This window comes from Streptomyces albicerus (assembly GCF_008905045.1).
Taxonomy (GTDB): domain Bacteria; phylum Actinomycetota; class Actinomycetes; order Streptomycetales; family Streptomycetaceae; genus Streptomyces; species Streptomyces albicerus.
Map to the genome: position 1 here is coordinate 113,683 of NZ_VWMY01000025.1, position 25,647 is coordinate 139,329.

Annotated in this window: 23 protein-coding genes; 18 read left to right on the forward strand and 5 right to left on the reverse strand. The window is 69.1% G+C overall.

All coding sequences use genetic code 11. The features are described 5' to 3' along the window. Nucleotides 1-35 precede the first annotated feature (35 nt). On the reverse strand, nt 36-1,118 hold the full coding sequence (locus GAS53_RS23565) for a hypothetical protein (protein ID WP_151479673.1): 1,083 nt from the start codon (nt 1,116-1,118) through the stop codon (nt 36-38). Then, a complete protein-coding gene (locus tag GAS53_RS23570) occupies nt 1,115-1,762 on the reverse strand; it encodes a hypothetical protein (RefSeq protein WP_151479674.1) in 648 nt (215 codons plus the stop codon). The genes GAS53_RS23565 and GAS53_RS23570 overlap by 4 nt, the downstream gene beginning before the upstream one ends. A 320-nt stretch (nt 1,763-2,082) precedes the next feature. Here GAS53_RS23570 and GAS53_RS23575 point away from each other — a divergent pair, with 320 nt between their 5' ends. The 5 genes from GAS53_RS23575 (at nt 2,083) to GAS53_RS23595 (ending at nt 8,495) form a co-directional block, all read left to right on the forward strand. Continuing rightward, a complete protein-coding gene (locus tag GAS53_RS23575) occupies nt 2,083-5,070 on the forward strand; it encodes a BTAD domain-containing putative transcriptional regulator (protein ID WP_151479675.1) in 2,988 nt (995 codons plus the stop codon). 30 nt (nt 5,071-5,100) lie between these two features. Next, the gene (locus GAS53_RS23580) at nt 5,101-5,826 is read left to right on the forward strand and encodes a prepilin peptidase (RefSeq protein WP_151479676.1); all 726 of its coding nucleotides are present in this window, start codon (nt 5,101-5,103) and stop codon (nt 5,824-5,826) included. Between the two features lie 118 nt (nt 5,827-5,944). Then, on the forward strand, nt 5,945-7,144 hold the full coding sequence (gene mqnC, locus GAS53_RS23585; RefSeq protein WP_151479677.1) for a cyclic dehypoxanthinyl futalosine synthase: 1,200 nt from the start codon (nt 5,945-5,947) through the stop codon (nt 7,142-7,144). Nucleotides 7,145-7,163: 19 nt separating this feature from the next. Continuing rightward, the gene (locus tag GAS53_RS23590) at nt 7,164-7,613 is read left to right on the forward strand and encodes an imidazolonepropionase-like domain-containing protein (protein WP_151479678.1); all 450 of its coding nucleotides are present in this window, start codon (nt 7,164-7,166) and stop codon (nt 7,611-7,613) included. A 186-nt stretch (nt 7,614-7,799) separates the two neighbouring features. Then, nucleotides 7,800-8,495, forward strand: coding sequence for a demethylmenaquinone methyltransferase (locus tag GAS53_RS23595; protein ID WP_151479679.1), 696 nt, complete (start codon nt 7,800-7,802; stop codon nt 8,493-8,495). Between the two features lie 36 nt (nt 8,496-8,531). Here the strand turns inward: GAS53_RS23595 and GAS53_RS23600 are convergent, their stop codons facing one another. Together GAS53_RS23600 and GAS53_RS23605 are read right to left on the reverse strand one after the other, a co-directional pair. Next, a complete protein-coding gene (locus GAS53_RS23600; protein ID WP_151479680.1) occupies nt 8,532-8,870 on the reverse strand; it encodes a PASTA domain-containing protein in 339 nt (112 codons plus the stop codon). A gap of 209 nt (nt 8,871-9,079) precedes the next feature. Then, the gene (locus GAS53_RS23605) at nt 9,080-9,586 is read right to left on the reverse strand and encodes a GNAT family N-acetyltransferase (RefSeq protein WP_151479681.1); all 507 of its coding nucleotides are present in this window, start codon (nt 9,584-9,586) and stop codon (nt 9,080-9,082) included. A gap of 129 nt (nt 9,587-9,715) precedes the next feature. On the opposite strand from GAS53_RS23605, the gene GAS53_RS23610 reads away from it, so the two are divergent. After that, complete coding sequence (locus GAS53_RS23610) at nt 9,716-11,020, forward strand: geranylgeranyl reductase family protein (RefSeq protein ID WP_151479682.1); 1,305 nt, start codon at nt 9,716-9,718, stop codon at nt 11,018-11,020. 138 nt (nt 11,021-11,158) lie between these two features. Further along, nucleotides 11,159-12,973, forward strand: coding sequence for a hydroxysqualene dehydroxylase (locus GAS53_RS23615; RefSeq protein ID WP_151479683.1), 1,815 nt, complete (start codon nt 11,159-11,161; stop codon nt 12,971-12,973). Nucleotides 12,974-13,154: 181 nt separating this feature from the next. Here GAS53_RS23615 and GAS53_RS23620 read toward each other — a convergent pair whose 3' ends face one another. Continuing rightward, nucleotides 13,155-13,991, reverse strand: a complete 837-nt coding sequence (locus tag GAS53_RS23620; protein WP_151479684.1) for a C40 family peptidase — start codon at nt 13,989-13,991, stop codon at nt 13,155-13,157. Nucleotides 13,992-14,772: 781 nt separating this feature from the next. On the opposite strand from GAS53_RS23620, the gene GAS53_RS23625 reads away from it, so the two are divergent. From GAS53_RS23625 to nuoK, 11 genes are all read left to right on the forward strand, one after another. After that, nucleotides 14,773-15,132, forward strand: a complete 360-nt coding sequence (locus tag GAS53_RS23625; protein ID WP_151479685.1) for an NADH-quinone oxidoreductase subunit A — start codon at nt 14,773-14,775, stop codon at nt 15,130-15,132. A gap of 65 nt (nt 15,133-15,197) precedes the next feature. Continuing rightward, nucleotides 15,198-15,752: a NuoB/complex I 20 kDa subunit family protein gene (locus GAS53_RS23630; RefSeq protein WP_018528252.1), complete on the forward strand. Its 555-nt coding sequence runs from the start codon at nt 15,198-15,200 to the stop codon at nt 15,750-15,752. Further along, nucleotides 15,749-16,495 (forward strand): NADH-quinone oxidoreductase subunit C, encoded by a 747-nt coding sequence (locus GAS53_RS23635; protein WP_151479686.1) that lies wholly within the window; start codon nt 15,749-15,751, stop codon nt 16,493-16,495. The genes GAS53_RS23630 and GAS53_RS23635 overlap by 4 nt, the downstream gene beginning before the upstream one ends. Continuing rightward, nucleotides 16,492-17,823, forward strand: a complete 1,332-nt coding sequence (locus tag GAS53_RS23640; protein ID WP_151479687.1) for an NADH-quinone oxidoreductase subunit D — start codon at nt 16,492-16,494, stop codon at nt 17,821-17,823. The genes GAS53_RS23635 and GAS53_RS23640 overlap by 4 nt, the downstream gene beginning before the upstream one ends. Nucleotides 17,824-17,885: 62 nt before the next feature. After that, nucleotides 17,886-18,710 carry an NADH-quinone oxidoreductase subunit NuoE gene (nuoE, locus tag GAS53_RS23645; protein WP_151479723.1) on the forward strand — a complete coding sequence of 275 codons (825 nt, stop codon included), beginning with the start codon at nt 17,886-17,888 and terminating at the stop codon, nt 18,708-18,710. After that, nucleotides 18,710-20,059: an NADH-quinone oxidoreductase subunit NuoF gene (gene nuoF / locus GAS53_RS23650; protein ID WP_151479688.1), complete on the forward strand. Its 1,350-nt coding sequence runs from the start codon at nt 18,710-18,712 to the stop codon at nt 20,057-20,059. Before nuoE ends, nuoF begins: the two co-directional genes overlap by 1 nt. After that, nucleotides 20,056-22,560, forward strand: coding sequence for an NADH-quinone oxidoreductase subunit G (locus tag GAS53_RS23655; protein ID WP_151479689.1), 2,505 nt, complete (start codon nt 20,056-20,058; stop codon nt 22,558-22,560). The genes nuoF and GAS53_RS23655 overlap by 4 nt, the downstream gene beginning before the upstream one ends. Next, nucleotides 22,557-23,945 (forward strand): NADH-quinone oxidoreductase subunit NuoH, encoded by a 1,389-nt coding sequence (nuoH, locus tag GAS53_RS23660; protein ID WP_151479690.1) that lies wholly within the window; start codon nt 22,557-22,559, stop codon nt 23,943-23,945. The genes GAS53_RS23655 and nuoH overlap by 4 nt, the downstream gene beginning before the upstream one ends. Further along, the gene (nuoI, locus tag GAS53_RS23665; protein WP_151479691.1) at nt 23,938-24,540 is read left to right on the forward strand and encodes an NADH-quinone oxidoreductase subunit NuoI; all 603 of its coding nucleotides are present in this window, start codon (nt 23,938-23,940) and stop codon (nt 24,538-24,540) included. The genes nuoH and nuoI overlap by 8 nt, the downstream gene beginning before the upstream one ends. Beyond that, on the forward strand, nt 24,537-25,349 hold the full coding sequence (locus tag GAS53_RS23670) for an NADH-quinone oxidoreductase subunit J (protein ID WP_151479692.1): 813 nt from the start codon (nt 24,537-24,539) through the stop codon (nt 25,347-25,349). The genes nuoI and GAS53_RS23670 overlap by 4 nt, the downstream gene beginning before the upstream one ends. After that, complete coding sequence (gene nuoK, locus GAS53_RS23675; protein ID WP_009310327.1) at nt 25,346-25,645, forward strand: NADH-quinone oxidoreductase subunit NuoK; 300 nt, start codon at nt 25,346-25,348, stop codon at nt 25,643-25,645. The genes GAS53_RS23670 and nuoK overlap by 4 nt, the downstream gene beginning before the upstream one ends. Nucleotides 25,646-25,647: the final 2 nt, after the last annotated feature.

Genomic DNA, 25,647 nt, shown 5'->3' on the forward strand with positions numbered 1-25,647 from the left:
CCGACTCGACCGGCTCGGCGCTGACTCGGGTTGGGTCAGCGGTTGATCGACTGAATCTCCTGGACGTTCATGTCCTGCGTGGTCTCGAAGGTGCCGTCGGGCAGGTCGCCGCCCGCGCCGCCCGTGCCCTCCCAGGTGATCTGCCAAGTGACGGAGGCCTTCAGCTCGTAGGGCTGCCCGTTCGTGGCGCGGAGGTACTTGATGCCGCACGGGGGTGTCTGCTCGGCGTCGCCCTTCTCGTACGGGGTGCCGATGGAGCCGTCGTCGTTGATCTCGCAGTCACCGGAGGCGGGGTAGGTCTCCGCGTCCTCCGTGCCCGGCTCCAGGTGCAGGGCGACCGGCTTGGCAGTGGTCTCCGCCCACAGGCCCGTGTTCGGCAGTTCCGCGCGGACCTGCACCTCCTGGAACGTGCCCTTGTCCAACCACACCCACGTGGGCAGGTTCACCGTGGACTTGGCCTCAGGTTTCAGCTCGATCTCGGTGTCGGGGACCTTGACCTTGTCGTAGGCGTACTCGGCAAGGGTCTTGGCAGTCGGGGCGTTCGGGACTTGAGGGATCTGGCCGGCGTCCTGCCAGAACATGATGAGACCGCAGTCCCAGGAGTCCGGGTCGGAGTCGTCGGGCGCGACGCTGCGCCAGAAGTAGCCGTCCTTGCCCTTGTTGTAGTTCTCGTAGCCGGGGGCGGACGTCCAGTTCTCGTCCATGTTGTCCTGTGGCTTGCCGTCCCTGTAGTGGTCGGTCCACAGCTCCTTGCCGAACCACGACTGGTGGATGCCGACGTCACCGTTGCCGTCCGACTCGTCCACGAACCGCTCGAGCCCCTCGGGGGTGAATACGGGTTCGTACCAGCAGGCCGGCGGCTTCCAGTTCGGGTCGACCGCCCCGAGGTTCCCCTTCTTTCCGCCGCCGTCCCCGCCCTTGGGATACGAGATCTTGATCTGTGAGTGGGTGGCGGAGGCGTAGATGTTCTGAGCGTTCGAGCCGCCGGAGGGAGGGGGCGTGGAGGGGGCGGGCGTGGTGTTGTCCGCGGGGCCGTCGGCGTGCGCGATGCCTCCGCTCCACAGCAAGACCGCCGCGGCAGCAATGGAACTCCAGCGAAGCGCGTGTCCCGTCCTCATGCCTGGCACTCCTTGGCCTTGCCCTTCACCTCGATGACCCGCGTCTTCCAGACCTGGGCGGAGTCAGTCGGAGGGAACATGAGCATGGTGAACCTCTGGAAACTACTCGCGCTCTCCTTCGTGTAGAGGGTCTTACCGGTCTTTATTTCTTTGCCGTAGAACTTGCCCTGGTCTCTGCAGAACGTGACGAGGACGCGCTTGCCATCGTTCAGCGTGTTGGTCTCGGCGTCGTAGTACTTGTCCGTCCCGGTGACGGTCCAGCCACCCTTCACCCAGGTCTGGATCTGGGACTTGGCGTACTGGGCGGCGGCGCCGTCGGAGTAGTACCGGTACGCCGGGTCGTCCGGGTCCTGCTGTGCGATGCCGTGGTCCAGCGCGCGGATGTAGTTCTCCGCGTCGGTGAGTGCCGCCGCGTGCTTCGCGTCGGAGGGCTTGTCGAAGTCGAAGACCAGGTTCAGGCCCTTCGGCAGAGAGAGCTCGGGCTGGCCCGGGTCCGACTTCGAAGTCGACGGGCTGGCGCTCGACCCCTTGTCCGCCCCCTTGATGTCATCCGAAGACGAATCGTCACCCCCGCCGCAGGCAGTGAGCAGAAGCGCCGCGGTTGCGGCGAACGTGGCGGCGGTGGTCACGGTGTGGCGGGCCACGGGCGTACTCCCCCTGTGTAAGACGTGTGCAACAGAGAACGAAGCTATCAGGGGTGAGTAGAGGGCATCTGGGCGGCGATCGGGGATTGTGTGGGGATCGTGAGATCTGTGACGTGACAGTTGCGAAGGGCCTCGGATCCCGGGTGGTGGCGCGGTCGACGCTCGACGAACAACCCGGACTTAGGGGGCGTTGGGTGAGGAAGTGGCCGGTGTGAAGGGGCTCGCCCTCTGCCCGCCCTTCGACACCCTCAATAAGATCTAAGTAGGCTCAGCACACCCCCACTCTCCCTCCCTCCACACACGACACCAGGACACCCGCCATGGCGCGACGTACCACTTCCAACTCGACGGGAAGCTCGCCGGGTCCGAGGAATCGGACGCCGCAGCCCCTGCCCCGGCGTCGCCGTACGTTCGGGGACTTCGTCAAGGCGTTCCTGGCCTTTGTGGCACTGCTTGTGCTGGTCGTCGGCGTGCCTGGGGCGCTGGCCACGCAGATGGGGTGGCCGCTGCCTTCCGGGGCGCCGAAGCTGGAGTGGCTTCAGCAGGAGATCACCGTCGGCACGTTCACCAACGTGCTGACGGTCGTCGTCTGGTTCGCCTGGGCCCAGTTCACCGCCTGCGTGCTCGTCGAGGTGAAGGCCGCGGTGTCAGGTGTCGGGCTGCCGAACCGGGTGCCCGGCGCCGGACCGAGCCAGTTGCTCGCAAGGCAGCTCGTCGCCGCCCTGCTGCTCGTCGGGGCGACCGCGGCGAGCTTCACGCCGGGGCTGTCGCAGCTCGGGCAGCAGTTGGAGGGGAACCAGCGGCCGGCCGCCGCGGCCGCGCAGCAGACGCCGGGCGGGCTGCTGGGGCAGCAGCAGGAGCAGGCGGCTTCCACCGCCGCCGCGCTGGCCGAGCAGGCCGCCGACGCCGCCGCGCACGCCGAGAGCGGGAGCAGCGCGCAAGGGGCCGATGACACGAAGTTCTATCGGATCCAGCCGCCGGAAGGGCGTCACCACGACTCCCTTTGGGAGGTCGCCGAGCGCCACCTCGGCGATGGGCGGCGGTACAAGGAGATCTACCAGCTCAACAAGGACCGTACGCAGCCCGACGGTTCGAAGCTCTCCGAGGCCAGCCTCATCCGGCCCGGCTGGATCATGGAGATGCCCGGCGACGCCCGCGGCGGCGACCTCGTGGAGATGCCCGACGAGGCCCCGAAGGTGTCGGAAGAAGTCCAGCAGCAGATCTCCGACTACGCCCGGACCGGCGGCGCGGATCAGCAGCAGGGGAGCGGGCAGCAGGGAGGCGGGTCCCTCGATCGCGACACCGCCCACATCAGCCTTCCCGAGCAGCGGCCCGCCCCGGACCAGGGGCAGGGTCAGGGGCAGCAAGGTCAGCAGCAGGGCCAGGAGCACGCCGGTCCCGCCGCCGGGGAAGACAGCGGGTTCGGGCTGCCCCAGGCCCTCCTCGGTGCGCCTCTCCTTGCCGCCGGTCTTCTCGGTGCCCTCGGCCGGCGCCGCCGCCAGGCGCTGTGGCAGTCGGCCCTCGGTTCGGTCGGCGGGCGGCGCGGCATGGAGCCGCCGACCCCCACCGGCGCGGCCGCCGACGCGCAGGACGCGCTGATGGTGGGGGCCGACCCCGAGGGCGTACGCCTCCTCGACCGTTCCCTGCGGGGACTCGCAGCCGCACTCGCGGGTGAGTCCCGGCCGCTGCCGACCGTGTACGCGGCCTGGCTGAGCGGCAACGGCGATCTGCACCTCCAGCTCGCCCAGCCCGCCGGAAAGCCGCCGGCACCCTGGCAGCTCGGGCAGGACCAGACGTTCTGGATGCTCGCGCGGGCCGACGCCGAGCGGTACGAGGACGTCGACACGGCCGCTCCGTACCCGGGGCTCGTCAGCCTCGGCACGATGGACGACTCGCGGCTGCTGCTCAACCTCGAGTCCGTCCCCGGCATCGTCTCGCTGAGCGGCCGCGAGCAGGACCGGGCGGGCGTATTCGCCTCCGTGGCCGCCGAGTTGGCGACCAACGGGTGGTCCGACCGCATGACGATCACGCTCGTCGGCTTCGGCGAGGACCTGACGCCGCTCGCGCCCAACCGGCTGCGCCACCTCGACGACGTCGAGGCGCTCGTCGAAACCATGGAGGCGGAGACGCGGCAGCGGCGCGGGGCATTGGGAGCGGCCGGACACGACTCCGTTCTCACCGGGCGTACGGGCCCTGCCCAGCACACCCGTTGGGCTCCGCACCTTGTGCTGCTCGCCGCCGAGCCGTCCGCCGAGGACGCCGTCAAGCTCGCCGAACTCGCCGCCGACGCAAGCCGGTTGGGCATCGGGTATCTCGTCGGCGCGCAATCGGGCGATCTGCCCGGCGCCGCCTGGGAGATGGAGATCACCAGCGAGGGCAAGCTCCTCGCGCCGCTCCTCGGACTCGAACTCGACGCGCAGCTCCTGCCGGTGGCCCAGCAGCGGGCCGTCGTCGAACTGTTCACCGACGCCGACCCCGAGCGCGACGACAACCGCCCGACGACCACGCCGCCGTTCCTCGTCGACATCAGCGAGCAGGGGCGTCCCGCGGTGTACGCGCGGCTCGTCGGCCCGTACGAGATCATCGGGCTCGAGACGCCGGACGGTGAGCGCAGTCCGCTGCTGCACGAGGCGTTGGCGCTGTTGCTGCTGCACCGCGAAGGCGTTCATCCTCGGGTGCTGTCTTCCGCGCTCTGGCCGCGCGGCGTCACGGACGACGTGCGGGACGCGCTCGTCGAGCGGCTTCGCGCCTGGCTCGGCAACGATCCGGACGGCACGCCGCGGCTCGGCACCGACACGACCGGGCGGCTCAAGCTCGCCAAGTCCGTCGTGTCCGACCTGGATGTGCTGCGGTCGCTGTACCACGAGGCCACGCAGGGGCGGGGGGCCAACAGCCGGGCTGTGCGCGGGCGTTTGCTGACCGATGCGCTGGTGCTGGTGCGAGGGCCGTTGCTGGCCGAACGGCCGGCCGGGCGGTACGGCTGGCTCACGCACGAGATCATCGACGCCCAACTGCCGCTCCTGGTCGCGGACATCGGGCTCGCCCTGTCCGCGTTCCATCTGGAGAAGGACCGGGCGGAGAAGGCCATTGAGGCGCTCAACGCCGCGCTGGGGTCCGCGCCGGGGGACGAGAGGCTGTGGAACGAGTTGCTGCGGGCCACGCATGCCACCGGTGACAGCGACCGCTTGAAGAGGCTCGCTGCGGATCTGGTGTCGCGGAGTGGCGCGCGGGGGCTGCCGCCGCGTACGGAGGCTTTGCTGGACGAGTTGCTTCCCGCGTGGCGGAGTGGTGTTGCTGCCGTCGGATAAGCGGGAGCCGTTCTATCGGTGGAGTGGCCTGTGGACCTCCTGCTGATCCTCGGTGCCGCCCTATGGGGCGGTGCCGTCGGCCTGCTCGTCCCCCGGCCCGCCCATCGCTTCTCCGTAGCCCCCGATGAGGAGTGGCAGACACAGTGCCCCGAAGGACACCCCATCCCGCACTGGGTCGGCTGGGCGCGATGCCGGCAGTGCGGGGGGCGTACGTACGGGCCCAGCACCCCCCTCGTCGCCCTCGCCACCGCCCTCGTCTGCGCAGCCCTCGCGGCAGCGACCGGGACCCGGCCCGAGCTGGGCGTCTGGCTGCTGATCGCGCCGCTCGGCGTGCTCCTCGCCGTCGTGGACTTCACGGTGCAGCGGCTGCCGGACGTGCTGACGCTGTCCCTCGCGGGGGCCTCCCTGGTCCTGCTCGCGGGAGCAGCGGCGGCTCCCGAGCACGCCGGGGACTGGCTGACCGCGCTGTACGGAGCCCTCGCCCTCGGCGCCGGCTACTTCGTGCTCTTCCTCATCAACCCCAACGGCATGGGCTTCGGGGACGTGAAGCTCGCCCTCGGTCTCGGGGCGGTCCTCGGCTGGTACGGCTGGGGAGCGCTGCTGCTCGGTACCTTCGCCGGGTTCCTGTTCGGCGGGCTGTACGGGCTGGGGCTCGTCGTCATCCGCAAGGCCGGGCGGAAGACCTCCATCCCCTTCGGACCGTTCCTGATCACGGGCGCCTTCGTGGGGCTGCTCATCGGGGCGTACGCGGCCTGACGTCGGCGGATGGAGAAGGCCCGGCGTCAGCGGACGGAAAGGCCTGACGTCAGCGCGGCGAACCGGCTGGCGTACGCTGGATCAGTCCGTCCACACCCTTACGAAAGGGACCGCTCCGGTGACCGAGAAGGCCGACCTTCAGTCCGTCCTCGACCGTGCCGCCGAGGGTGGGCGGATCACCCCGGAGGAGGCGCTCGACCTCTACCGCGACGCTCCGCTGCACGCGCTGGGCGCCGCCGCGGACGCCGTACGCCGCCGCCGGTACGCCGGTACGGAGCACATCGCGACGTACATCATCGAGCGCAACATCAACTACACGAACGTATGCGTCACGGCGTGCAAGTTCTGCGCCTTCTACGCCCCGCCGAAGGACACCGCCAAGGGCTGGACGCGCGACCTCGACGACATCCTGCGCCGCTGCGCGGAGACCGTCGAGCTCGGCGGGACGCAGATCATGTTCCAGGGCGGACACCACCCGGACTACGGCGTCGAGTACTACGAGAAGCACTTCGCCGCGATCAAGGCCGTGTACCCGCAGCTCGTCATCCACTCCCTCGGGGCGTCGGAGGTCGAGCACATGGCCCGTATCTCCAAGGTGAGCGTGGAAGAGGCCATCTCGCGGATTCACGCCGCCGGGCTCGACTCCTTCGCCGGCGCCGGCGCCGAGCTGCTGCCCGAGCGGCCGCGCAAGGCCATCGCCCCGCTCAAGGAGAGCGGCGAGCGCTGGCTGGAGATCATGGAGACCGCGCACAACCTGGGCGTGGAGTCCACGTCCACCATGCTCATGGGCACCGGTGAGACCAACGCCGAGCGCATCGAGCACCTGCGCATGATCCGTGACGTACAGGACCGGACGGGCGGCTTCCGCGCCTTCATCCCGTACACGTACCAGCCCGAGAACAACCACCTCAAGGGCCGTACGCAGGCCACGCTCTTCGAGTACCTGCGGATGATCGCCATCGCGCGGCTCTTCATGGACAACATCGCCCACATCCAGGGCTCCTGGCTCACCACCGGCAAGGAGGTCGGCCAGCTCTCGCTGCATTACGGGGCCGACGACCTCGGTTCGATCATGCTGGAGGAGAACGTCGTCTCCTCGGCCGGCGCCAAGCACCGCTCCAACCGCATGGAGATCATCGACCTGATCCGCAAGGCGGGGCGTGTGCCGGCTCAGCGGGCGACGACGTACGAGCACCTCGTCGTCCACGACGACCCGGCGAACGACCCCGTCGACGAGCGGGTCCAGTCGCACATCTCGTCCACGGCGATCGAGGGCGGGACGGCCCACCCCGAGCTGAAGCTGCTCGCCTCCAACTAGGGTTCCGACTGGCGTTGCTGTGCTGACGATTCACACGGCCGGAGTGCTCCGCCGTGCCTGGGACGACTCCGAGCCGGTCAAGGACGGGGCTGTCGCGGTGGAGGGGGTTCTCGTCGCCGCGACCGGTTCGCTCGCCGAGCTTCAGGAGCGTTTCCCGGGTGCACGCGTGCGGCGGTGGCCCGGGGTGCTCGGGCCCGCGCTCGTCCACGAGGGCCCGCTGCCGGATGCGCCGACGCCGCGCGAACGAGTGCACGCGGTGTTGAAGCGGGGTGCGGTGGCGGTGCTGGAGGAGTTCGTGGACGCGCCCGAGTTGAGGGTGGCCGCCGAGCGCAATGGTCTGGTCGTCCTGTCACGTGATCGCCTCGCGGCGATCGTCGACGGGGGGCGAGCCGATCTCGCGGTCTTCGACGAGGACGGGGCGTGCGTCGCGACGGTGTGTGCGGGGCGTTTGGTGCACCGGCGACGGTAGCTCCGCTGATCGTGCGAATTTCGGCTGCGGGTCCGTAGTGGTTTGTCGCGCAGTTCCCCGCGCCCCCAAAAGCAAGGGGCACGCCGACTTCCTAGGGGTGCGGGGAGCTGCGCGACCAGCCCCGAGGCACCGGCGTACGGGCCGGGTGCCGGAGAGTCGCCCGGCCCGTACTGCCACAATGGGACCGTGACCCGCGCATCCCTGAACAAGCAGCCGCACGAAGTCGCCTCGATGTTCGACGACGTGGCGGAACGCTACGACCTGACGAACGACGTGCTGTCACTCGGCCAGGACCGGGTGTGGCGCAAGGCGGTCGCGAAGGCGGTCGACGCGCGGCCGGCGCAGAAGATCCTGGACCTGGCGGCGGGCACCGCCACCTCCTCGCTGCCCTTCGCGCGCACGGGTGCGTACGTCGTCCCGTGCGACTTCTCCCTCGGGATGCTCAGGGTCGGCAAGAAGAACCACCCCTGGCTGCCGCTCACGGCGGGCGACGCCACGAAGCTGCCGTTCAAGGACGACACCTTCGACGCGGTGACGATCTCCTTCGGGCTGCGGAACGTGCAGGACACGGACACGGCGCTGCGCGAGCTGTACCGGGTGACGAAGCCCGGCGGACGCGTCGTGATCTGCGAGTTCTCGCACCCGACCTGGGCGCCCTTCCGCACGGTCTACACCGAGTACCTGATGCGCGCCCTGCCGCCGGTGGCCCGCGCGGTCTCCTCCAACCCCGAGGCGTACGTCTACCTCGCGGAATCCATCCGCGACTGGCCCGACCAGCCCGCCCTGGCCGCCCGCCTGATCAAGGCGGGTTGGTCACAGGTGGCGTGGCGCAACCTGACGGGCGGGGTTGTGGCCTTGCACCGGGGCTTCAAGCAGGGCTAGTTTCCCCCCTCACCCGACGCTTTTACCCGACACCGTTCACCTGAGGACCTCGAACGGGTCGCGCGGCGCGTCGAGTTCGCGCTGCAGCCCGCCCGACGGCGGCCGTGGCAGCCGTGGTTCGCGCACTCCCGCGCCCCCGCCGCCCTCACCCTCACCGAGGTCGAACCACACCGTGACGACCGCGCCCCGAGGCACCTCGGACCCCGGCAGCGGGTACTGGCGTACGACGTAGTCCACGACGGTCAGATGGAAGTCGGGCCGGTCGGGCGCGGCGAGCAGCACCCCACGCGCCTCGGCCGTCTCGCGCGCGTCCACGGCCATCAGACCGACGAGCCGTGGTACGCGCACTTCGGGTGTCTTGGGTGTTATGCGCACAGACGTCACCCCCAGCGGTACCGGCAGGGTAAGCCCTGCCGGGCCGCGCCGGAAGGCGTCGGAGGTCCGGCCCAAGGCGCCCTGAGCGGCCTTGGTGAAGTCCGGTGCGGTACCGCGCCCCGTAAGGGGCGCGGGGAACTGCGCGACCAGCCCCCTCCGGCCCGCAGGTACATCGGTGTTCTTCCAGCGGAGCTCCCGGCGGAGAGCGGTCAGAGAGCCAGCCGGTAGCAGTGCCCCCGCTGCTTCGAGGCCGGCGACACGAACGTCTCGGCGAGCTCCATGCCGAGACGTCTGGTCACCGCGATGGACCGTTCGTTGCGCGAGTTCACCATCGCCACCACGCTGCGGACGCCCGTCGCGCGCACCCGCTCCAGCGTGGCCTGCGCGGCCACGGTGACGTACCCCTTGCCCCAGTACTCCCTGCCGAGCCGCCAGCCGATCTCGATCTCGCCCTTGGGACCCCACTCGTGCGGCCACGGCTGGGCGCCGGTGAAACCGATGACCTGCCCTTCCTCATCGAGCATGGTCCAGAAGCAGAAGCCGTACTCGGCGTCGTGCCGGCGCTGCCGGGCCGTCAGCTCCTCGTACACGGACAGCTCGGCCGACTTTCCGCCGTGGAACTCCATCACGTCCGGGTGGTCGAAGACCCGGTGCCAGGCGAAGGCGTCCTCGTCGGTGGGGACGCGCAGGTGTACCACAGGGAGCGCTCGGTTCACGGGGCAGCCCTTCAGCCGGGTGATCAGTACCGCTGCATAGACTGCCCATGTCCCGTGCCCCTCAGCACGCGGATTTCGAGACTTCGCGCTTCGAGACTTAGAGCCTTCGAGACTTGGGGAGAACCCGCCGTGACCGAGTCCCAGCCCCTCTCCGAACACACCGCCGATGTGATCGTCGTCGGGGCCGGGCCAGCCGGTTCCACCACCGCGTACTACCTGGCCAAGGCCGGGCTCGATGTCCTGCTTCTCGAGAAGACCGCGTTTCCGCGGGAAAAGGTGTGCGGTGACGGTCTTACGCCCCGCGCCACCAAACAGCTCGTCTCGATGGGCATCGACATCTCGGAGGAGGCGGGCTGGCTCCGGAACAAGGGGCTCCGCATCATCGGCGGCGGTGTCCGCCTCCAGCTGGACTGGCCGGAACTCGCCGCCTACCCCGACTACGGACTCGTACGGAAGCGGGACGACTTCGACGAGCAGCTGGCCCGGCAGGCGCAGAAGGCGGGCGCGCGGCTGTACGAGCGCTGCAATGTCGGCGCGCCGATCATCGATGACCGCACGGGCCGCATCACGGGCGTCCACGCGAAGCTCGGCGACGCCGACTCCAAGGAGAAGCGCGAGGTCACCTTCCACGCGCCGCTCGTCGTCGCGGCCGACGGCAACTCGACCCGTCTGTCCCTCGCGATGGGCCTGCACCGCCGCGAGGACCGCCCGATGGGCGTCGCGGTCCGTACGTACTTCACGTCCCCGCGCCACGACGACGACTACCTGGAGTCGTGGCTGGAGCTGTGGGACCGCCGCGGCCCCGGCGAGGACCGGCTGCTGCCCGGCTACGGCTGGATCTTCGGCATGGGCGACGGTACGAGCAATGTGGGCCTGGGCGTGCTGAACACCACCGCCTCCTTCAAGGAGCTGGACTGGCGCGAGGTCCTCAAGGCCTGGTGCGCCTCGATGCCCGAGGACTGGGGCTACACCCCGGAGAACATGACGATTCCGATCCGCGGTGCCGCCCTCCCGATGGCTTTCAACCGCCAGCCCCACTACACGAAGGGCCTGCTGCTCGTCGGCGACGCGGGCGGCATGGTGAACCCCTTCAACGGCGAGGGCATCGCCTACGCCATGGAGTCCGGCCAGATCGCCGCCGACGTCATCGTCCAGGCGCACGCCCGCGCGACCCCCGCCCAGCGCGAACTCGCCCTCCAGCGCTACCCGAAGGTCCTCAAGGACACCTACGGCGGCTACTACACGCTCGGCCGCGCCTTCGTGAAGCTCATCGGCAACCCGAAGGTCATGAAGATCGCGACCCAGCGTGGCCTCACGCACCCGATCCTCATGAAGTTCACCCTGAAGATGCTCGCCAACCTCACCGACCCGACGGGCGGCGACGCGATGGACCGCATCATCAACGGCCTTTCCAAGGTGGCTCCGAGGGCCTAGAGAACCCCGGGAACGACGGCCCCGAGAGCCCCGCTCACGGCCACCGAGAGCCCCGCTCGCGAACACCGTGTGAGGGTGCTGTGGGTGGCCTGTTTGCCGGTTCCGTCTCCACGCGGCGCTCCCTACCCTGCCGTATCCATGACAACAGAACACATGGATCAGCAGCAGGACCCCACGGGCCACACACGCAGACGGTTCCTCGCCGGAGCCGGGGGAGCGGCGGGTGCCGTCGCGTTATGGCCGGCCGGCAGCGCGGCCGCCGCGGCTGCCGGGAAGCGGGTCGCCGTCCTCGGCGGTGGCGTCTCCGGTCTGAGCGCGGCGCAGGAACTCGCCGAGCGGGGCTACGCCGTGACCGTCTACGAGTGCTACGACGTCCTCGGCGGCAAGGCCCGCTCCATGGACGTCCCCGGGACCGGTGCCGGAGGCCGCAAACCGCTCCCCGGCGAGCACGGCTTCCGGTTCTTCCCCGGCTTCTACCGGAACCTCCCGGACACACTGCGCCGCATCCCGTTCCCCGGCAACGCGAACGGCGTCCACGACAACCTCCGCAGCGGCACCGAGGCCCTCTTCGCGCGCGAAGGCGGCCGCCCGGACCTCCACTTCCCGCTGCGCCGGCTCACCGCCCCGCCCCGGCCGGGTGACCTCACCCCGTCCTGGATCCGCGATCAGATACTGAGCGTCCTCGACCTCGGCACCCGCCTGCCCGCCCACGAGGCCGCGTACTTCGCCGACCGCCTCCTCGTCCACCTCACCAGCTGCGACGCCCGCCGCGAGGACGACTGGGAGAAGACCGCCTGGTGGGACTTCATCCGGGCCGAGGAGATGAGCGAGGAGTACCAGATGCTCCTCGGCATCGGGCAGACCCGGAACCTCGTCGCCACCCGGGCACAGGAGGCGTCCACCCGCACGGTCGGCCGCGTCATCATCGAGGCCCTGATGCTGTGGGGCCTCCTCGGCCGGGGCATGGACGGCGACGCCGACGTCGACCGCGTCCTGAACGCCCCCACCAGCGAGGCCTGGATCGACCCCTGGGTCACCCATCTGCGCTCCTTGGGCGTGGAGTTCGTGCTCGGTACGCAGGTGCGCGAGGTCCAGTACGCGGGCGGGCGCGTCACCGGCGTCCGCGTGTCGGCCCCGGACGGCGGCCAGGAACGTACCGTCACCGCCGACCACTACGTCTCCGCCATGCCCGTCGAACACGCCCGCGGGACGTGGGGCCGGGCCCTGCGCGCCGCAGATCCGCAGCTGGCGAAGTGCGACGCGCTGAGGACTGACTGGATGGTCGGGATCATGTTCTATCTGCGCACCCCCACCCCCGTGGTGCACGGGCACATCAACTGCCTCGACTCGCCCTGGGCGGTGACCGGCATCGGCCAGGCCCAGTTCTGGGACGTACGGGACTTCTCGCGGGACTACGGCGACGGGCGGGCGTACGACTGCCTCTCGACGATCATCTCCGAGTGGGACCTGCCCGGGATCCTGTACGGCAAGACGGCCCGTGAGTGCACGCGCGAGGAGATCGTCGCCGAGTGCTGGGCCCAGCTGAAGGACGGTCTGAACGACGCGGGCAAGACCACGCTGCGGGACGAGGACCGGCTCGGCTGGTTCATGGACCCGGCGGTGACGGGCCTCGGCGGTCCCGACCCGCAGAACCGCGAGCAGCTCCTGATCCATCCGACGGGCACGCTCTACAACCGACCCTCGGCCCGCACGGCCGTGCCGAACTTCTTCCTCGCGGGCGACTTCGTCCGTACGGACGTGGACCTCGCGACCATGGAGGGCGCCAACGAGTCGGCGCGGCTCGCCGTCAACGCGCTGCTGGACGCGGACAATTCGGACGCCGAGCGGTGTGAGCTCTGGGAACTGTTCCGGCCGCCGGAGCTCGAGCCGCTGAAGCGGGTGGACGAGGTCCGCCATCGGCTGGGGCTGCCGAACACCTTCGACCTGGGGTGAGTCGGGCCCCTGAGGCGTACTCGTGGGGTGTGCCGGTGACGCATGCCGGTGTGCCTGCCGGCGAGGCGGGCCGCTGAGGCACGCCTGAAGGGCCGCTTCCCCCGTTGGGGAAGCGGCCCTTCAAAAGCGTGGCCGAGGGCCGGAGAAGCGCGACCAGAGGCCGGGAAGGCGTGCCCGAAGGTCAGAGCACGCGTACCGCGCCGCTCGCCGGGTAGCCCGACAGGTCCTGGATGACGACGCCCTTCGAGGGGTTCGCGGCGTCCAGGTACTGGCCGTTACCGATGTAGACGCCCGTGTGGTACGCCGAGCCCGCGCCACCCCAGTACAGGATGTCGCCGACCTGGATGTTGGACAGCGAGACCGGGGTGCCGGCCACGGACTGGTCCTGGGAGACGCGCGGCAGGTCGACGCCGACCTGCCTGAAGGCGGCCTGCACCAGGCTGGAGCAGTCCCACGCGTTGGGGCCGGTGGCGCCCATGACGTAGGCGTCGCCGACCTGCGCCTTGAGGAAGTTGATGACGGTGCCGACGCTGCCGCTCGCGGGAGCGGGGACGTCGCTGTCGGCCGATGTGGACGTGGACGTGAGCGTGGTCCGCTCGGCGGACCGAGTGGCGCGCTCGGCGGCGGCCTTGCGGGCGGCCTCGGCCTTCTCCTTGGCCTCCGCCTTCTTCTTCGCCTCGGCGAGGTCCGCCTTGGCCTGCTTGGCGGCCTTGGCGGCGGCCGCGTCACGCTCGGCCCGCAGCTCGTAGTCGGCCGCGGCCTGCTGGGTGACCTCCGCGGACTCGGCGACCTGAGCGGTCAGGTCGGCCGTGAGGGTCGGCAGCTCGATGGTCTGGGTCACCGGCTCGGCCGCGTTCGCCGATCCGGACGCACCGGCCACTGCCAGGGTACTGAGAACGCCACCGGCAACTCCGGCGCGCATCGCGAGCGTCGAGCTGCTGCGAGGCCGGGGTTTCCGGTGGCTGCGTATGTGAGCGGTGTGGGACATGAGTACAACCGGTATCAGGGGCTCCTCCATACCTTCAAGAAACGTGTGGTGCGCCACAATTACTCAATGGACGCCCCGAAACCCCGGCGCTCCGTTCCTTATTGACGCCGTAACGGGCATTGCGGACACCACCCAGCAAGCCTGTGATCAAGGCCTTTCAGTGTTACGCCCGAATTGCCCGACGCCTACCACTCGTTGGCGCCGATGGCCAAGCCCGGTTGTTTCCGACCCGTTACCAGTGTGACGCAGGTCACGGAACGCATGCCCCGGCGACCGCGTCGCGCCGCGCGAAACGGGGGAGGAGCGGAGACCGGGTCGATGTCACGTTGCGGTCATGGCGCGGCCCGGTCGCGGCCATGTCGCGCTCGTGAACGAATGCACGCGCACGAGCCCGTCCACACGAGCGCTCCAACTACCCCCGAAGTGTGAACGACTTCCTCTATCAAGCACTGTCGTCCGACACCAATTTGCCTTGGAAGTCGGCCCCTTGGTATTGCGTCCGCAGCCTGGACCAGCGACGACGAGCGAAAATGTCACCTCTGGTGATCACTCGGACGCTTCTCGTACGAAGATCGGCACTCATCCGACTTCATGATCCTTCGACGGGTGGTGGAGATCACAAAGGCGTTGTCGTACCCCGTGTCGCAGATCACAGACCGGCAGGCATAAGATGCGTGGCAGTTGGGCTTGTGACCTGCTTCACATGTACGCGATCTTCATTGAGACGTACGGGGCATGTGAGCTTCGTGAGGCGGGAGTGAGTCCACTGCAACCGCCAGCAGTCAATGCCGACTGAGAGGAGCGAGGAGCGGTGAACGCGTATGCGCCCATCCTCGTACTGGGAGCCCTCGGGGCAGGCTTTGCGATCTTCTCCGTGGTCATGGCCACGCTTATCGGTCCAAAGCGATACAACCGGGCCAAGCAAGAGGCTTACGAGTGCGGTATCGAGCCGACCCCCACGCCGGCCGGCGGCGGGCGGTTCCCCATCAAGTACTACCTGACGGCGATGCTCTTCATCATCTTCGATATCGAGATCGTCTTCCTCTATCCCTGGGCCGTCACCTTTGACGCACTCGGGGTTTTCGGGCTCGTGGAGATGCTGCTCTTCGTGCTCACCGTCTTCGTCGCGTACGCGTACGTATGGCGGCGGGGCGGCCTGGAATGGGACTGAACCCGCATGGGACTGAACCCCGCAAGGGACTGAGCCCCGTATAGGGGACAGAGGAGCCACTGAGCATGGGACTCGAAGAAAAGCTGCCGAGCGGCTTCCTGCTGACCACCGTCGAGCAGGCCGCGGGGTGGGTGCGCAAGTCGTCCGTCTTCCCCGCCACCTTCGGCCTCGCCTGCTGCGCCATCGAGATGATGACGACGGGCGCGGGCCGCTACGACCTGGCGCGCTTCGGCATGGAGGTCTTCCGCGGCTCGCCGCGCCAGGCCGACCTGATGATCGTCGCCGGGCGCGTCAGCCAGAAGATGGCGCCGGTTCTGAGGCAGGTCTACGACCAGATGCCGAACCCCAAGTGGGTGATCTCCATGGGGGTTTGCGCCTCGTCGGGCGGCATGTTCAACAACTACGCGATCGTGCAGGGCGTCGATCACATCGTCCCTGTCGATATCTATCTGCCCGGCTGTCCGCCGCGGCCCGAGATGCTGATGGACGCGATTCTCAAGCTCCACCAGAAGATCCAGAGCTCGAAGCTCGGCGTGAACGCCGAGGAGGCGGCCCGCGAGGCGGAGGAAGCGGCGCTCAAGGCGCTTCCCACCATCGAGATGAAGGGCCTGCTGCGGTGAGCGACGCGAACGGCAACGGCAACGGGGTGAACCCCGAGAAGGACCTGGGCGCCGACAACCTCCCGGGCCAGCGCGGCGAGGGCGGTGAGGAGATCCGCGTCCAGCGCGGCATGTTCGGCGCCAACAACGGCGGCGACACCTCCGGCTACGGCGGCCTGGTCCGCTCGATCCGGCTGCCCGGCCCGGCCACCCGCCCGTACGGCGGCTGGTTCGACGAGGTCGCCGACGAGCTGGAGGGCGCCCTGGAGGAACAGGGCCTCGTCCCCGAGAACGCGATCGAGAAGACGGTCGTCGACCGCGACGAGATCACCTTCCATGTCGAACGCGAGCATCTGCTCCGCGTCGCCCAGACCCTGCGCGACGACCCGGCCCTGCGCTTCGAGCTCTGCACGGGCGTGAGCGGAGTCCACTACCCGCAGGACAAGGGCCGCGAGCTGCACGCCGTCTACCACCTGCGCTCGATCACCCACAACCGGCTGATCCGCCTCGAAGTCAGTGCCCCCGACGCCGACCCGCACATCCCGTCCCTGGTCTCCGTCTATCCGACGAACGACTGGCACGAGCGCGAGACGTACGACTTCTTCGGCATCGTCTTCGACGGCCATCCGGCACTGACGCGGATCATGATGCCGGACGACTGGCAGGGCTTTCCGCAGCGCAAGGACTATCCCCTCGGCGGCATCCCCGTCGAGTACAAGGGCGCCCAGATCCCGGCTCCGGACCAGCGGAGGTCGTACTCATGAGCACGTCGCACGCATCAGCCGCCTCGGCCCGCGAGACGACCGAGGGCACCGTCTACACGGTCACCGGCGGCGACTGGGACGAGGTCGTCCAGACCGCGGCCCGGGCCGACGACGAACGCATCGTCGTCAACATGGGCCCGCAGCACCCGTCCACCCACGGTGTGCTCCGGCTGATCCTGGAGATCGACGGCGAGACGGTCACCGAGGCCCGCTGCGGCATCGGCTATCTGCACACCGGCATCGAGAAGAACCTCGAGTTCCGTACGTGGACACAGGGCACGACCTTCGTGACGCGCATGGACTACCTGACGTCCTTCTACAACGAGACCGCGTACTGTCTCGCCGTCGAGAAGCTCCTCGGCATCGAGGACGAGATCCCGGACCGCGCCACGATCATCCGCGTGCTCCTGATGGAGCTGAACCGGCTTTCCTCGCACCTGGTGGCCATCGCCACCGGCGGCATGGAACTCGGCGCGACCACGATCATGATCTACGGCTTCCGTGATCGTGAACTCATTCTCGACATCTACGAGCTGATCACCGGCCTGCGCATGAACCACGCGTACATCCGGCCCGGCGGACTCGCCCAGGACCTGCCCCCGGGCGCGGTGGACCAGATCCGCGAGTTCGTGAAGAAGATGCAGAAGAACCTTCCCGAGTACGACAAGCTCGCCACCGGGAACCCCATCTTCAAGGGCCGCATGCAGGGCATCGGACATCTCGACCTGGCCGGCTGCATGGCCCTCGGCGCCACGGGCCCGATCCTCCGCTCGGCCGGCCTGCCGCACGACCTGCGCAAGGCGCAGCCCTACTGCGGCTACGAGACATACGACTTCGACGTCCCGACCACCGACACCTGCGACGCGTACGGGCGCTTCCTCATCCGCCTGGAGGAGATGCGCCAGTCGCTGGGGATCGTCGAGCAGTGCCTGGACCGGCTGGAGCCCGGCCCGGTGATGGTCGGCGACAAGAAGATCGCCTGGCCCGCCCAGCTGGCGCTCGGCCCCGACGGTCTCGGCAACTCGCTCGACCACATCAAGAAGATCATGGGCACCTCCATGGAGGCCCTCATCCACCACTTCAAGCTGGTGACCGAGGGCTTCCGCGTCCCGCCCGGCCAGGCGTACGCGGCCGTCGAGTCGCCCAAGGGCGAACTCGGGGTGCACGTCGTGTCCGACGGAGGCACCCGCCCCTACCGGGTCCACTACCGGGACCCGTCCTTCACCAACCTGCAGGCCATGGCGGCGATGTGCGAGGGCGGCCAGGTCGCCGACGTCATCGTCGCCGTCGCGTCCATCGACCCCGTGATGGGAGGCGTCGACCGGTGACCACCACTCCTTCCGAGCAGGGCGTACAGGGCGTACAAGGGGCACAGGGCGTCAGCCTGGGCATGCCCCAACTGCCCGCGCCCGACTACCCGGACGACGTCCGAGCCCGGCTCCAGGCGGACGCGCGCGAGATCATCGCCCGCTACCCGGACTCCCGCTCCGCCCTCCTTCCGTTGCTGCATCTCGTGCAGGCGGAGGAGGGCCATGTGACGCGCACCGGCATGCGGTTCTGCGCCGACATGCTCGGCCTGACCACGGCCGAGGTCACCGCGGTCGCCACCTTCTACACCATGTACCGGCGCAAGCCGAGCGGTGACTACCAGGTGGGCGTCTGCACCAACACCCTGTGCGCGGTGATGGGCGGTGACGCGATCTTCGAGGCACTCCAGGACCATCTGGGCGTCGGCAACGGCGAGACCACCGGCGACGGCAAGGTCACCCTGGAGCACATCGAGTGCAACGCGGCCTGCGACTTCGCGCCGGTCGTGATGGTCAACTGGGAGTTCTTCGACAACCAGACCGTGGCGAGCGCGAAGCGTCTCGTCGACGACCTGCGCGCGGGAACACAGGTCGAGCCGACGCGCGGTGCCCCCTTGTGCACGTTCAAGGACACCGCCCGCATCCTGGCGGGCTTCCCCGACGAGCGCGAGGGCGCGGTCGAGGCGAGCGGCAGCGCGGGTCCCGCTTCACTGATCGGCCTCCGGCTGGCCAAGGGGGAGACGACCCCCGCGCGCGTGGTGCACCCGCGAGGTTCCGGCGCTCCCCAGGGCGAGCCGCCGCACGGGGCGTCACCGGCCGAGCACCTCAGTTCGCACGACGCGCCGCAGGACACGTCGGCCTCCGACCCCGCCCACCCGGCCGGGCCCGTCGCCGAGGAGGGGGAGTGATGACCTTGGCAGCCGAAATCAAAGACACCAGCCCGGAGAAGCTGCTCGCACCCGTGCTGTCGTCCTTCTGGGACGAGGACAAGTCCTGGACGCTGGACGTGTACCGGAGGCACGACGGGTACGAAGGTCTGCGCAAGGCCCTCGCCATGTCGCCGGACGACCTCATCGCGTACGTGAAGGACTCCGGTCTGCGCGGGCGCGGCGGCGCGGGATTCCCCACGGGAATGAAGTGGCAGTTCATTCCCCAGGGAGATGGAAAGCCTCACTATCTAGTTGTCAACGCCGACGAATCAGAGCCTGGCACTTGCAAGGACATCCCGCTCCTCTTCGCGAACCCGCATAGCCTCATCGAGGGCATTGTCATCGCCTGTTATGCGATCCGGTCCTCGCATGCCTTCATTTATCTGCGCGGTGAAGTGGTCCCCGTGCTGCGGCGGTTGCACGAGGCCGTCCGCGAGGCCTACGCGGCGGGCTACCTGGGCGAGAACATCCTCGGCAGCGGACTCGACCTCCAGGTCACCGTGCACGCGGGCGCGGGCGCGTACATCTGTGGTGAGGAGACCGCACTGCTCGACTCGCTCGAAGGCCGCCGTGGACAGCCGCGACTTCGTCCCCCTTTCCCTGCCGTCGCGGGCCTCTATGCCTGTCCGACTGTTGTGAATAACGTCGAGTCGATCGCGTCGGTTCCCGCGATTCTCCACAAAGGCAAAGAATGGTTCCGATCGATGGGAAGCGAGAAGTCCCCGGGCTTCACGCTCTACTCGCTCAGCGGCCATGTCACCAATCCCGGCCAGTACGAGGCCCCGCTCGGCATCACGCTCCGTCAGCTCCTCGACATGAGCGGCGGCATCCGGCCGGGACACCGCCTCAAGTTCTGGACGCCGGGCGGCTCTTCGACCCCGATGTTCACCGACGAGCACCTCGACGTCCCTCTTGACTACGAAGGAGTGGGTGCCGCGGGTTCCATGCTCGGCACAAAAGCACTCCAGTGCTTCGACGAGACGACCTGCGTCGTCCGGGCGGTCACGCGGTGGACCGAGTTCTACGCCCATGAGTCGTGCGGCAAGTGCACGCCCTGCCGCGAAGGGACCTACTGGCTCGTGCAGTTGCTGCGCGACATCGAGGCGGGCAAGGGCGTCATGTCCGACCTCGACAAGCTGAACGACATCGCCGACAACATCAACGGCAAGTCCTTCTGCGCCCTCGGCGACGGCGCCGCCTCGCCGATCTTCTCCTCCCTCAAGTACTTCCGCGCGGAGTACGAGGAGCACATCAGGGGCCGGGGCTGCCCCTTCGACCCGGCGAAGTCGACGGCCTGGGCGGACAAGCACACGGAGGTGAACGCATGACAGTGACCACCAGCGCTCCCTCCGGGGGCGGGGAGGCGGCGGTTCCGCCGGAAGATCTCGTCTCGCTGACCATCGACGGCGTCGAGATCAGCGTGCCCAAGGGCACTCTGGTCATCCGCGCCGCCGAACAGCTCGGCATCGAGATCCCCCGCTTCTGCGACCATCCGCTCCTCGACCCGGCCGGCGCCTGCCGCCAGTGCATCGTCGAGGTCGAGGGCCAGCGCAAGCCCATGGCGTCCTGCACGATCACTTGCACGGACGGGATGGTCGTCAAGACCCACCTCACCTCTCCTGTTGCCGAAAAGGCACAGAAGGGTGTGATGGAGCTGCTGCTCATCAACCACCCGCTGGACTGCCCGGTCTGCGACAAGGGCGGCGAGTGCCCCCTGCAGAACCAGGCCATGTCCCACGGCCACGCCGAGTCCCGGTTCGAGGGCAAGAAGCGGACGTTCGAGAAGCCGGTCCCGATCTCCCCCCAGGTGCTGCTCGACCGTGAGCGGTGTGTGCTGTGCGCCCGGTGCACCCGGTTCAGCAACCAGGTCGCGGGCGACCCGATGATCGAGCTGCTCGAGCGGGGCGCGCTCCAGCAGGTCGGCACCGGTGAGGGCGACCCCTTCGAGTCGTACTTCTCCGGGAACACCATCCAGATCTGCCCGGTCGGCGCGCTGACCTCGGCGGCGTATCGCTTCCGTTCCCGCCCCTTCGACCTGGTGTCCTCGCCGAGTGTGTGCGAGCACTGCTCCGGCGGCTGCGCGACCCGCACCGACCACCGGCGCGGCAAGGTCATGCGGCGGCTCGCGGCGAACGACCCCGAGGTCAACGAGGAGTGGATGTGCGACAAGGGGCGGTTCGGATTCCGGTACGCGCAGCAGCGGGACCGGCTGCAGATGCCCCTGGTACGCGGTGAATCCGGTGAGCTGGAGCCCGCCTCCTGGCCGGAGGCCCTGGAAGCGGCGGCTCAGGGGCTCCTGGCCGCTCGCTCCCGGGCCGGCGTGCTCACCGGCGGCCGCCTCACCGTCGAGGACGCCTACGCGTACAGCAAGTTCGCGCGCGTGGCCCTCGACACGAACGACATCGACTTCCGCGCGCGCGTGCACAGCAGCGAGGAGGCCGACTTCCTGGCCGCCCGCGTCGCCGGGCACGGTCGGGATCTCGACGGTACGGGCGTCACGTACACCGCCCTGGAGAAGGCCCCCGCCGTCCTGCTCGCCGGATTCGAGTCCGAGGAGGAGGCCCCCGGTGTCTTCCTGAGGCTGCGCAAGGCCTGGCGCGGACACGGGCAGAAGTCCTTCTCGCTGGCCACGCACGCGACGCGCGGCCTGGAGAAGGCGGGCGGCACGCTGCTGCCGGCCGCGCCCGGCACCGAGACCGAGTGGCTGGACGCGCTCGCCTCCGGGGTCGGCCTGGAGGGCGACGGAGCGAAGGCCGCCGAGGCGCTGCGTACCGAAGGCGCCGTGATCCTGGTCGGTGAACGCCTGGCCTCCGTGGCGGGTGGGCTCACCGCCGCCGTACGGGCCTCGTCCGCGACCGGCGCCCAGCTGGTGTGGATCCCGCGCCGGGCCGGGGAACGCGGCGCCATCGAGGCGGGCGCGCTGCCCTCGTTGCTGCCCGGCGGGCGCCCGGCCACCGACCCGCGCGCGCGGGACGAGGTCGCCGTCGCCTGGGGGATCGCCGAACTCCCGCACCGCTTCGGCCGCGACACCGGACAGATCGTCGAGGCCGCCGCCACCGGTGAACTCTCCGCGCTCGTCGTGGCGGGCGTCGAGGTCGCCGACCTTCCCGACCCGGCACGCGCGCGTGAAGCACTCTCCGAAGTGGGCTTCCTGGTGTCGCTGGAACTGCGCCCCAGTGAGGTCACCGAGCACGCGGACGTCGTACTCCCCGTCGCCGCGGTCGCCGAGAAGGCGGGCACCTTCCTCAACTGGGAAGGCCGGGCGCGCCTCTTCGACGCCTCACTCAAGCCCGACCAGATGACCCGCCGGGTGGCGCCCACCGACGCGCGCGCCCTGCAGATGCTGGCCGACGCCATGGACGTCCATCTGGGTCTGCCGGATCTGCGCACCGCGCGCGTGGAGCTGGACCGGCTCGGAGCCTGGGACGGGCCGCGGGCCACCGAGCCCCTGGAGACGGCGGCCGTGCTGCCGCGGCCCGCCGCCGGGGAGGCTGTGCTCGCCGGGCACCGGCTGCTGCTCGACCAGGGCCGCCTCCAGGAGGGCGACGACGCGCTCGCCGGGACGCGGCACGCCGCACACGCGCGCGTGTCGGCCGCCACCGCCGCCGAGGCGGGCGTCAAGGACGGCGACCTGCTCGCCGTGACCGGCCCCTCCGGAGTGGTCGAACTCCCGCTGCAGATCACGGAGATGCCCGACCGCGTCGTCTGGCTCCCGCTGAACTCCGCCGGGGGAGGCGTCGCCTCCGACACGGGCGCGCTGCCCGGCGCGCTCGTCCACATCGGCCCGGCGACCCTCGCCACCGAGGCCCCCAAGGAGGTGGAGGCATGACCGCCAACCTCGCCGCGCCCGCGTACCTGGCCGCGGAGGACCTCTCCATGTTCGGCCGCGACCCCTGGTGGCTGGTCGCCATCAAGGCGGTCTTCTGCTTCGCCTTCCTGATGATCACCGTGCTCTTCTCCATCGTGTGGGAGCGCAAGGTCGTCGCCTGGATGCAGCTGCGCATCGGTCCCAACCGGCACGGCCCCTGGGGCATGCTCCAGTCGCTCGCCGACGGCATCAAGCTGATGCTCAAGGAAGACCTCGTCGTCAAACGCGCGGACAAGGTCGTCTACATCCTCGCGCCGATCGTCGCCGCGATCCCGGCCTTCATGGCGATCGCCGTGATCCCCTTCGGGCCGGCCGGCAACGAGGTCTCGATCTTCGGCCACCGCACCACGATGCAGCTCACCGACCTGCCGATCGCGATGCTCTACATCCTCGCCGTCGCCTCGGTGGGCATCTACGGGATCGTGCTCGCGGGCTGGGCCTCCGGATCGACGTATCCGCTGCTCGGCGGTCTGCGCGCCTGCGCGCAGATGATCTCGTACGAGATCGCCATGGGCGCCGCGTTCGCGTCGGTGTTCCTGTACTCCGGCTCGATGTCGACCTCGGAGATCGTCGCCCAGCAGCAGGACCGCTGGTACATCATCCTGCTGCCGGTGTCGTTCCTGATCTACATCGTGACGATGGTCGGCGAGACCAACCGCGCGCCGTTCGACATGCCGGAGTCCGAGGGCGACCTCGTGGGCGGCTTCAACACCGAGTACTCGTCCATCAAGTTCGCGCTGTTCATGCTCGCCGAGTACGTGAACATGGTGACCGTCTCGGCGGTCTCCGTGACGCTGTTCCTGGGCGGCTGGCGGGCTCCATGGCCGGTCAGCACCTTCTGGGAGGGTGCGAACCACGGCTGGTGGCCGATGCTCTGGTTCGTCGTCAAGGTGCAGCTGTTGCTGTTCTTCTTCATCTGGCTGCGCGGCACGCTCCCGCGCGTGCGTTACGACCAGCTGATGAAGCTCGGCTGGAAGGTCCTCATCCCGGTCTCCGTGGTCTGGCTGATGCTCGTAGCGACCGTACGGACGCTTCGGAACGAGAACTACGACTTCGCCGACATCGCCCTGTACGTGGGCGGCGGCGTCCTCGCCCTGCTGTTGCTCTCCTTCCTCGCCGACATGTTCCGCGACCGGAAGGCCGCCCAGGAGGCGCCGCCCGAACCCCCCGTCTTCGACCCGATGGCAGGCGGATTCCCCGTACCGCCACTGCCGGGACAGGAGCTGCCACCGGTGCCACGGCGACGCCCGCGCCGGGAGCGGGAGTTGATTGTCAGTGGTGGGGTCGATACTGCCAGTGACGGACCCGATGGACCTCGTGACGGAAAGGAGGCGTCCGATGGCTGATGAGCAGAAGGAGACCAAACCCGGTTTCCAGAATCCCGTCGCAGGCTTCGGCGTGACCTTCAAGGCCATGTTCAAGAAGCGGCTGACCGAGCAGTATCCGGAGCAGCAGAAGACCACCGCACCGCGGTTCCACGGCAGGCACCAGCTCAACCGCCATCCGGACGGCCTGGAGAAGTGCATCGGCTGCGAGCTGTGCGCCTGGGCCTGTCCCGCGGACGCCATCTATGTGGAGGGCGCGGACAACACCGAAGAGGAGCGCTACTCCCCGGGCGAGCGGTACGGCCGCGTCTACCAGATCAACTACGCCCGCTGCATCCTGTGCGGCCTGTGCATCGAGGCGTGCCCCACGCGCGCGTTGACGATGACCAACGAGTTCGAGCTGGCCGACAGCAGCCGCGCCAACCTCATCTACACCAAGGAGCAGCTGCTCGCCGGCCTGGAGGAGGGCATGGTCGACAGCCCTCATTCGATCTTCCCCGGGACGGACGAGCAGGACTACTACCGGGGCCTGGTCACGGAGGCCGCGCCCGGTACGGAGCGTCAGGTAGCCGTCTCCAAGGGAGAGAAGCCCGAGGAAGAGGGGGTGGACGCATGAGCGCGCAGCTCGCCGCCTACTCCACCTCCACCGGCGAGGCGTTCCAGTTCTGGGTGCTCGGCACGGTCGCCGTGGTCGGCGCCCTGTGCACCGTCTTCATGAAGAAGGCCGTGCACAGCGCCCTCTGCCTCGCCGGGACCATGATCATCCTTGCGGTGTTCTACCTCGCCAACGGCGCGTACTTCCTTGGCGTCGTGCAGATCATCGTCTACACCGGCGCGATCATGATGCTGTTCCTCTTCGTGGTCATGCTCGTCGGTGTCACCGCGGCGGACTCCCTGAAGGAGACCATCAAGGGCCAGCGCTGGCTGGCCCTCCTGTGCGGCCTCGGCTTCGGCATCCTGCTGTGCGCGGGTATCGGCAACGCGTCGCTGAACGAGTTCAACGGCCTGGCCCAGGCCAACTCCGGTGGCAACGTGGAGGGTCTCGCGGCCCTCATCTTCACGAAGTACGTCTTCGCCTTCGAAATCACCGGCGCCCTGCTCATCACGGCCGCCGTCGGCGCCATGGTGCTCACGCACCGCGAGCGCACCGAGCGGGCCAAGACCCAGCGTGAGCTGGCCGAGGAACGCGTACGGGAAAACAAGCAGCTCCCGCCGCTGCCCGCCCCCGGCGTCTACGCCCGGCACAACGCGGTGGACATCGCGGGTCTCCTGCCGGACGGCACCGCGTCCGAGCTCACCGTCATCAAGACGCTGCGGGACCGCGGCCAGATCCGCGATGTGTCGAACGACGCGATCAAGGATCTGAAGGCGCTGGAGCAGCGCTCCGAGGAGCGGCTCGGCCGGGAAGAGGAGGCCACGAAGTGAATCCCGTCAACTACCTCTACCTCGCCGCCCTGTTGTTCACGATCGGCGCCACCGGCGTCCTGATCAGGCGAAACGCGATCGTGGTGTTCATGTGCGTCGAGCTCATGCTCAACGCCTGCAACCTCGCGCTCGTCGCCTTCTCCCGGATGCACGGCAATCTCGACGGCCAGATCATCGCCTTCTTCACGATGGTCGTCGCCGCCGCGGAGGTCGTGGTCGGGCTCGCGATCATCGTGTCGCTGTTCCGTTCCCGCCACTCGGCCTCGGTCGACGACGCCAGCCTGATGAAGCTGTAAGG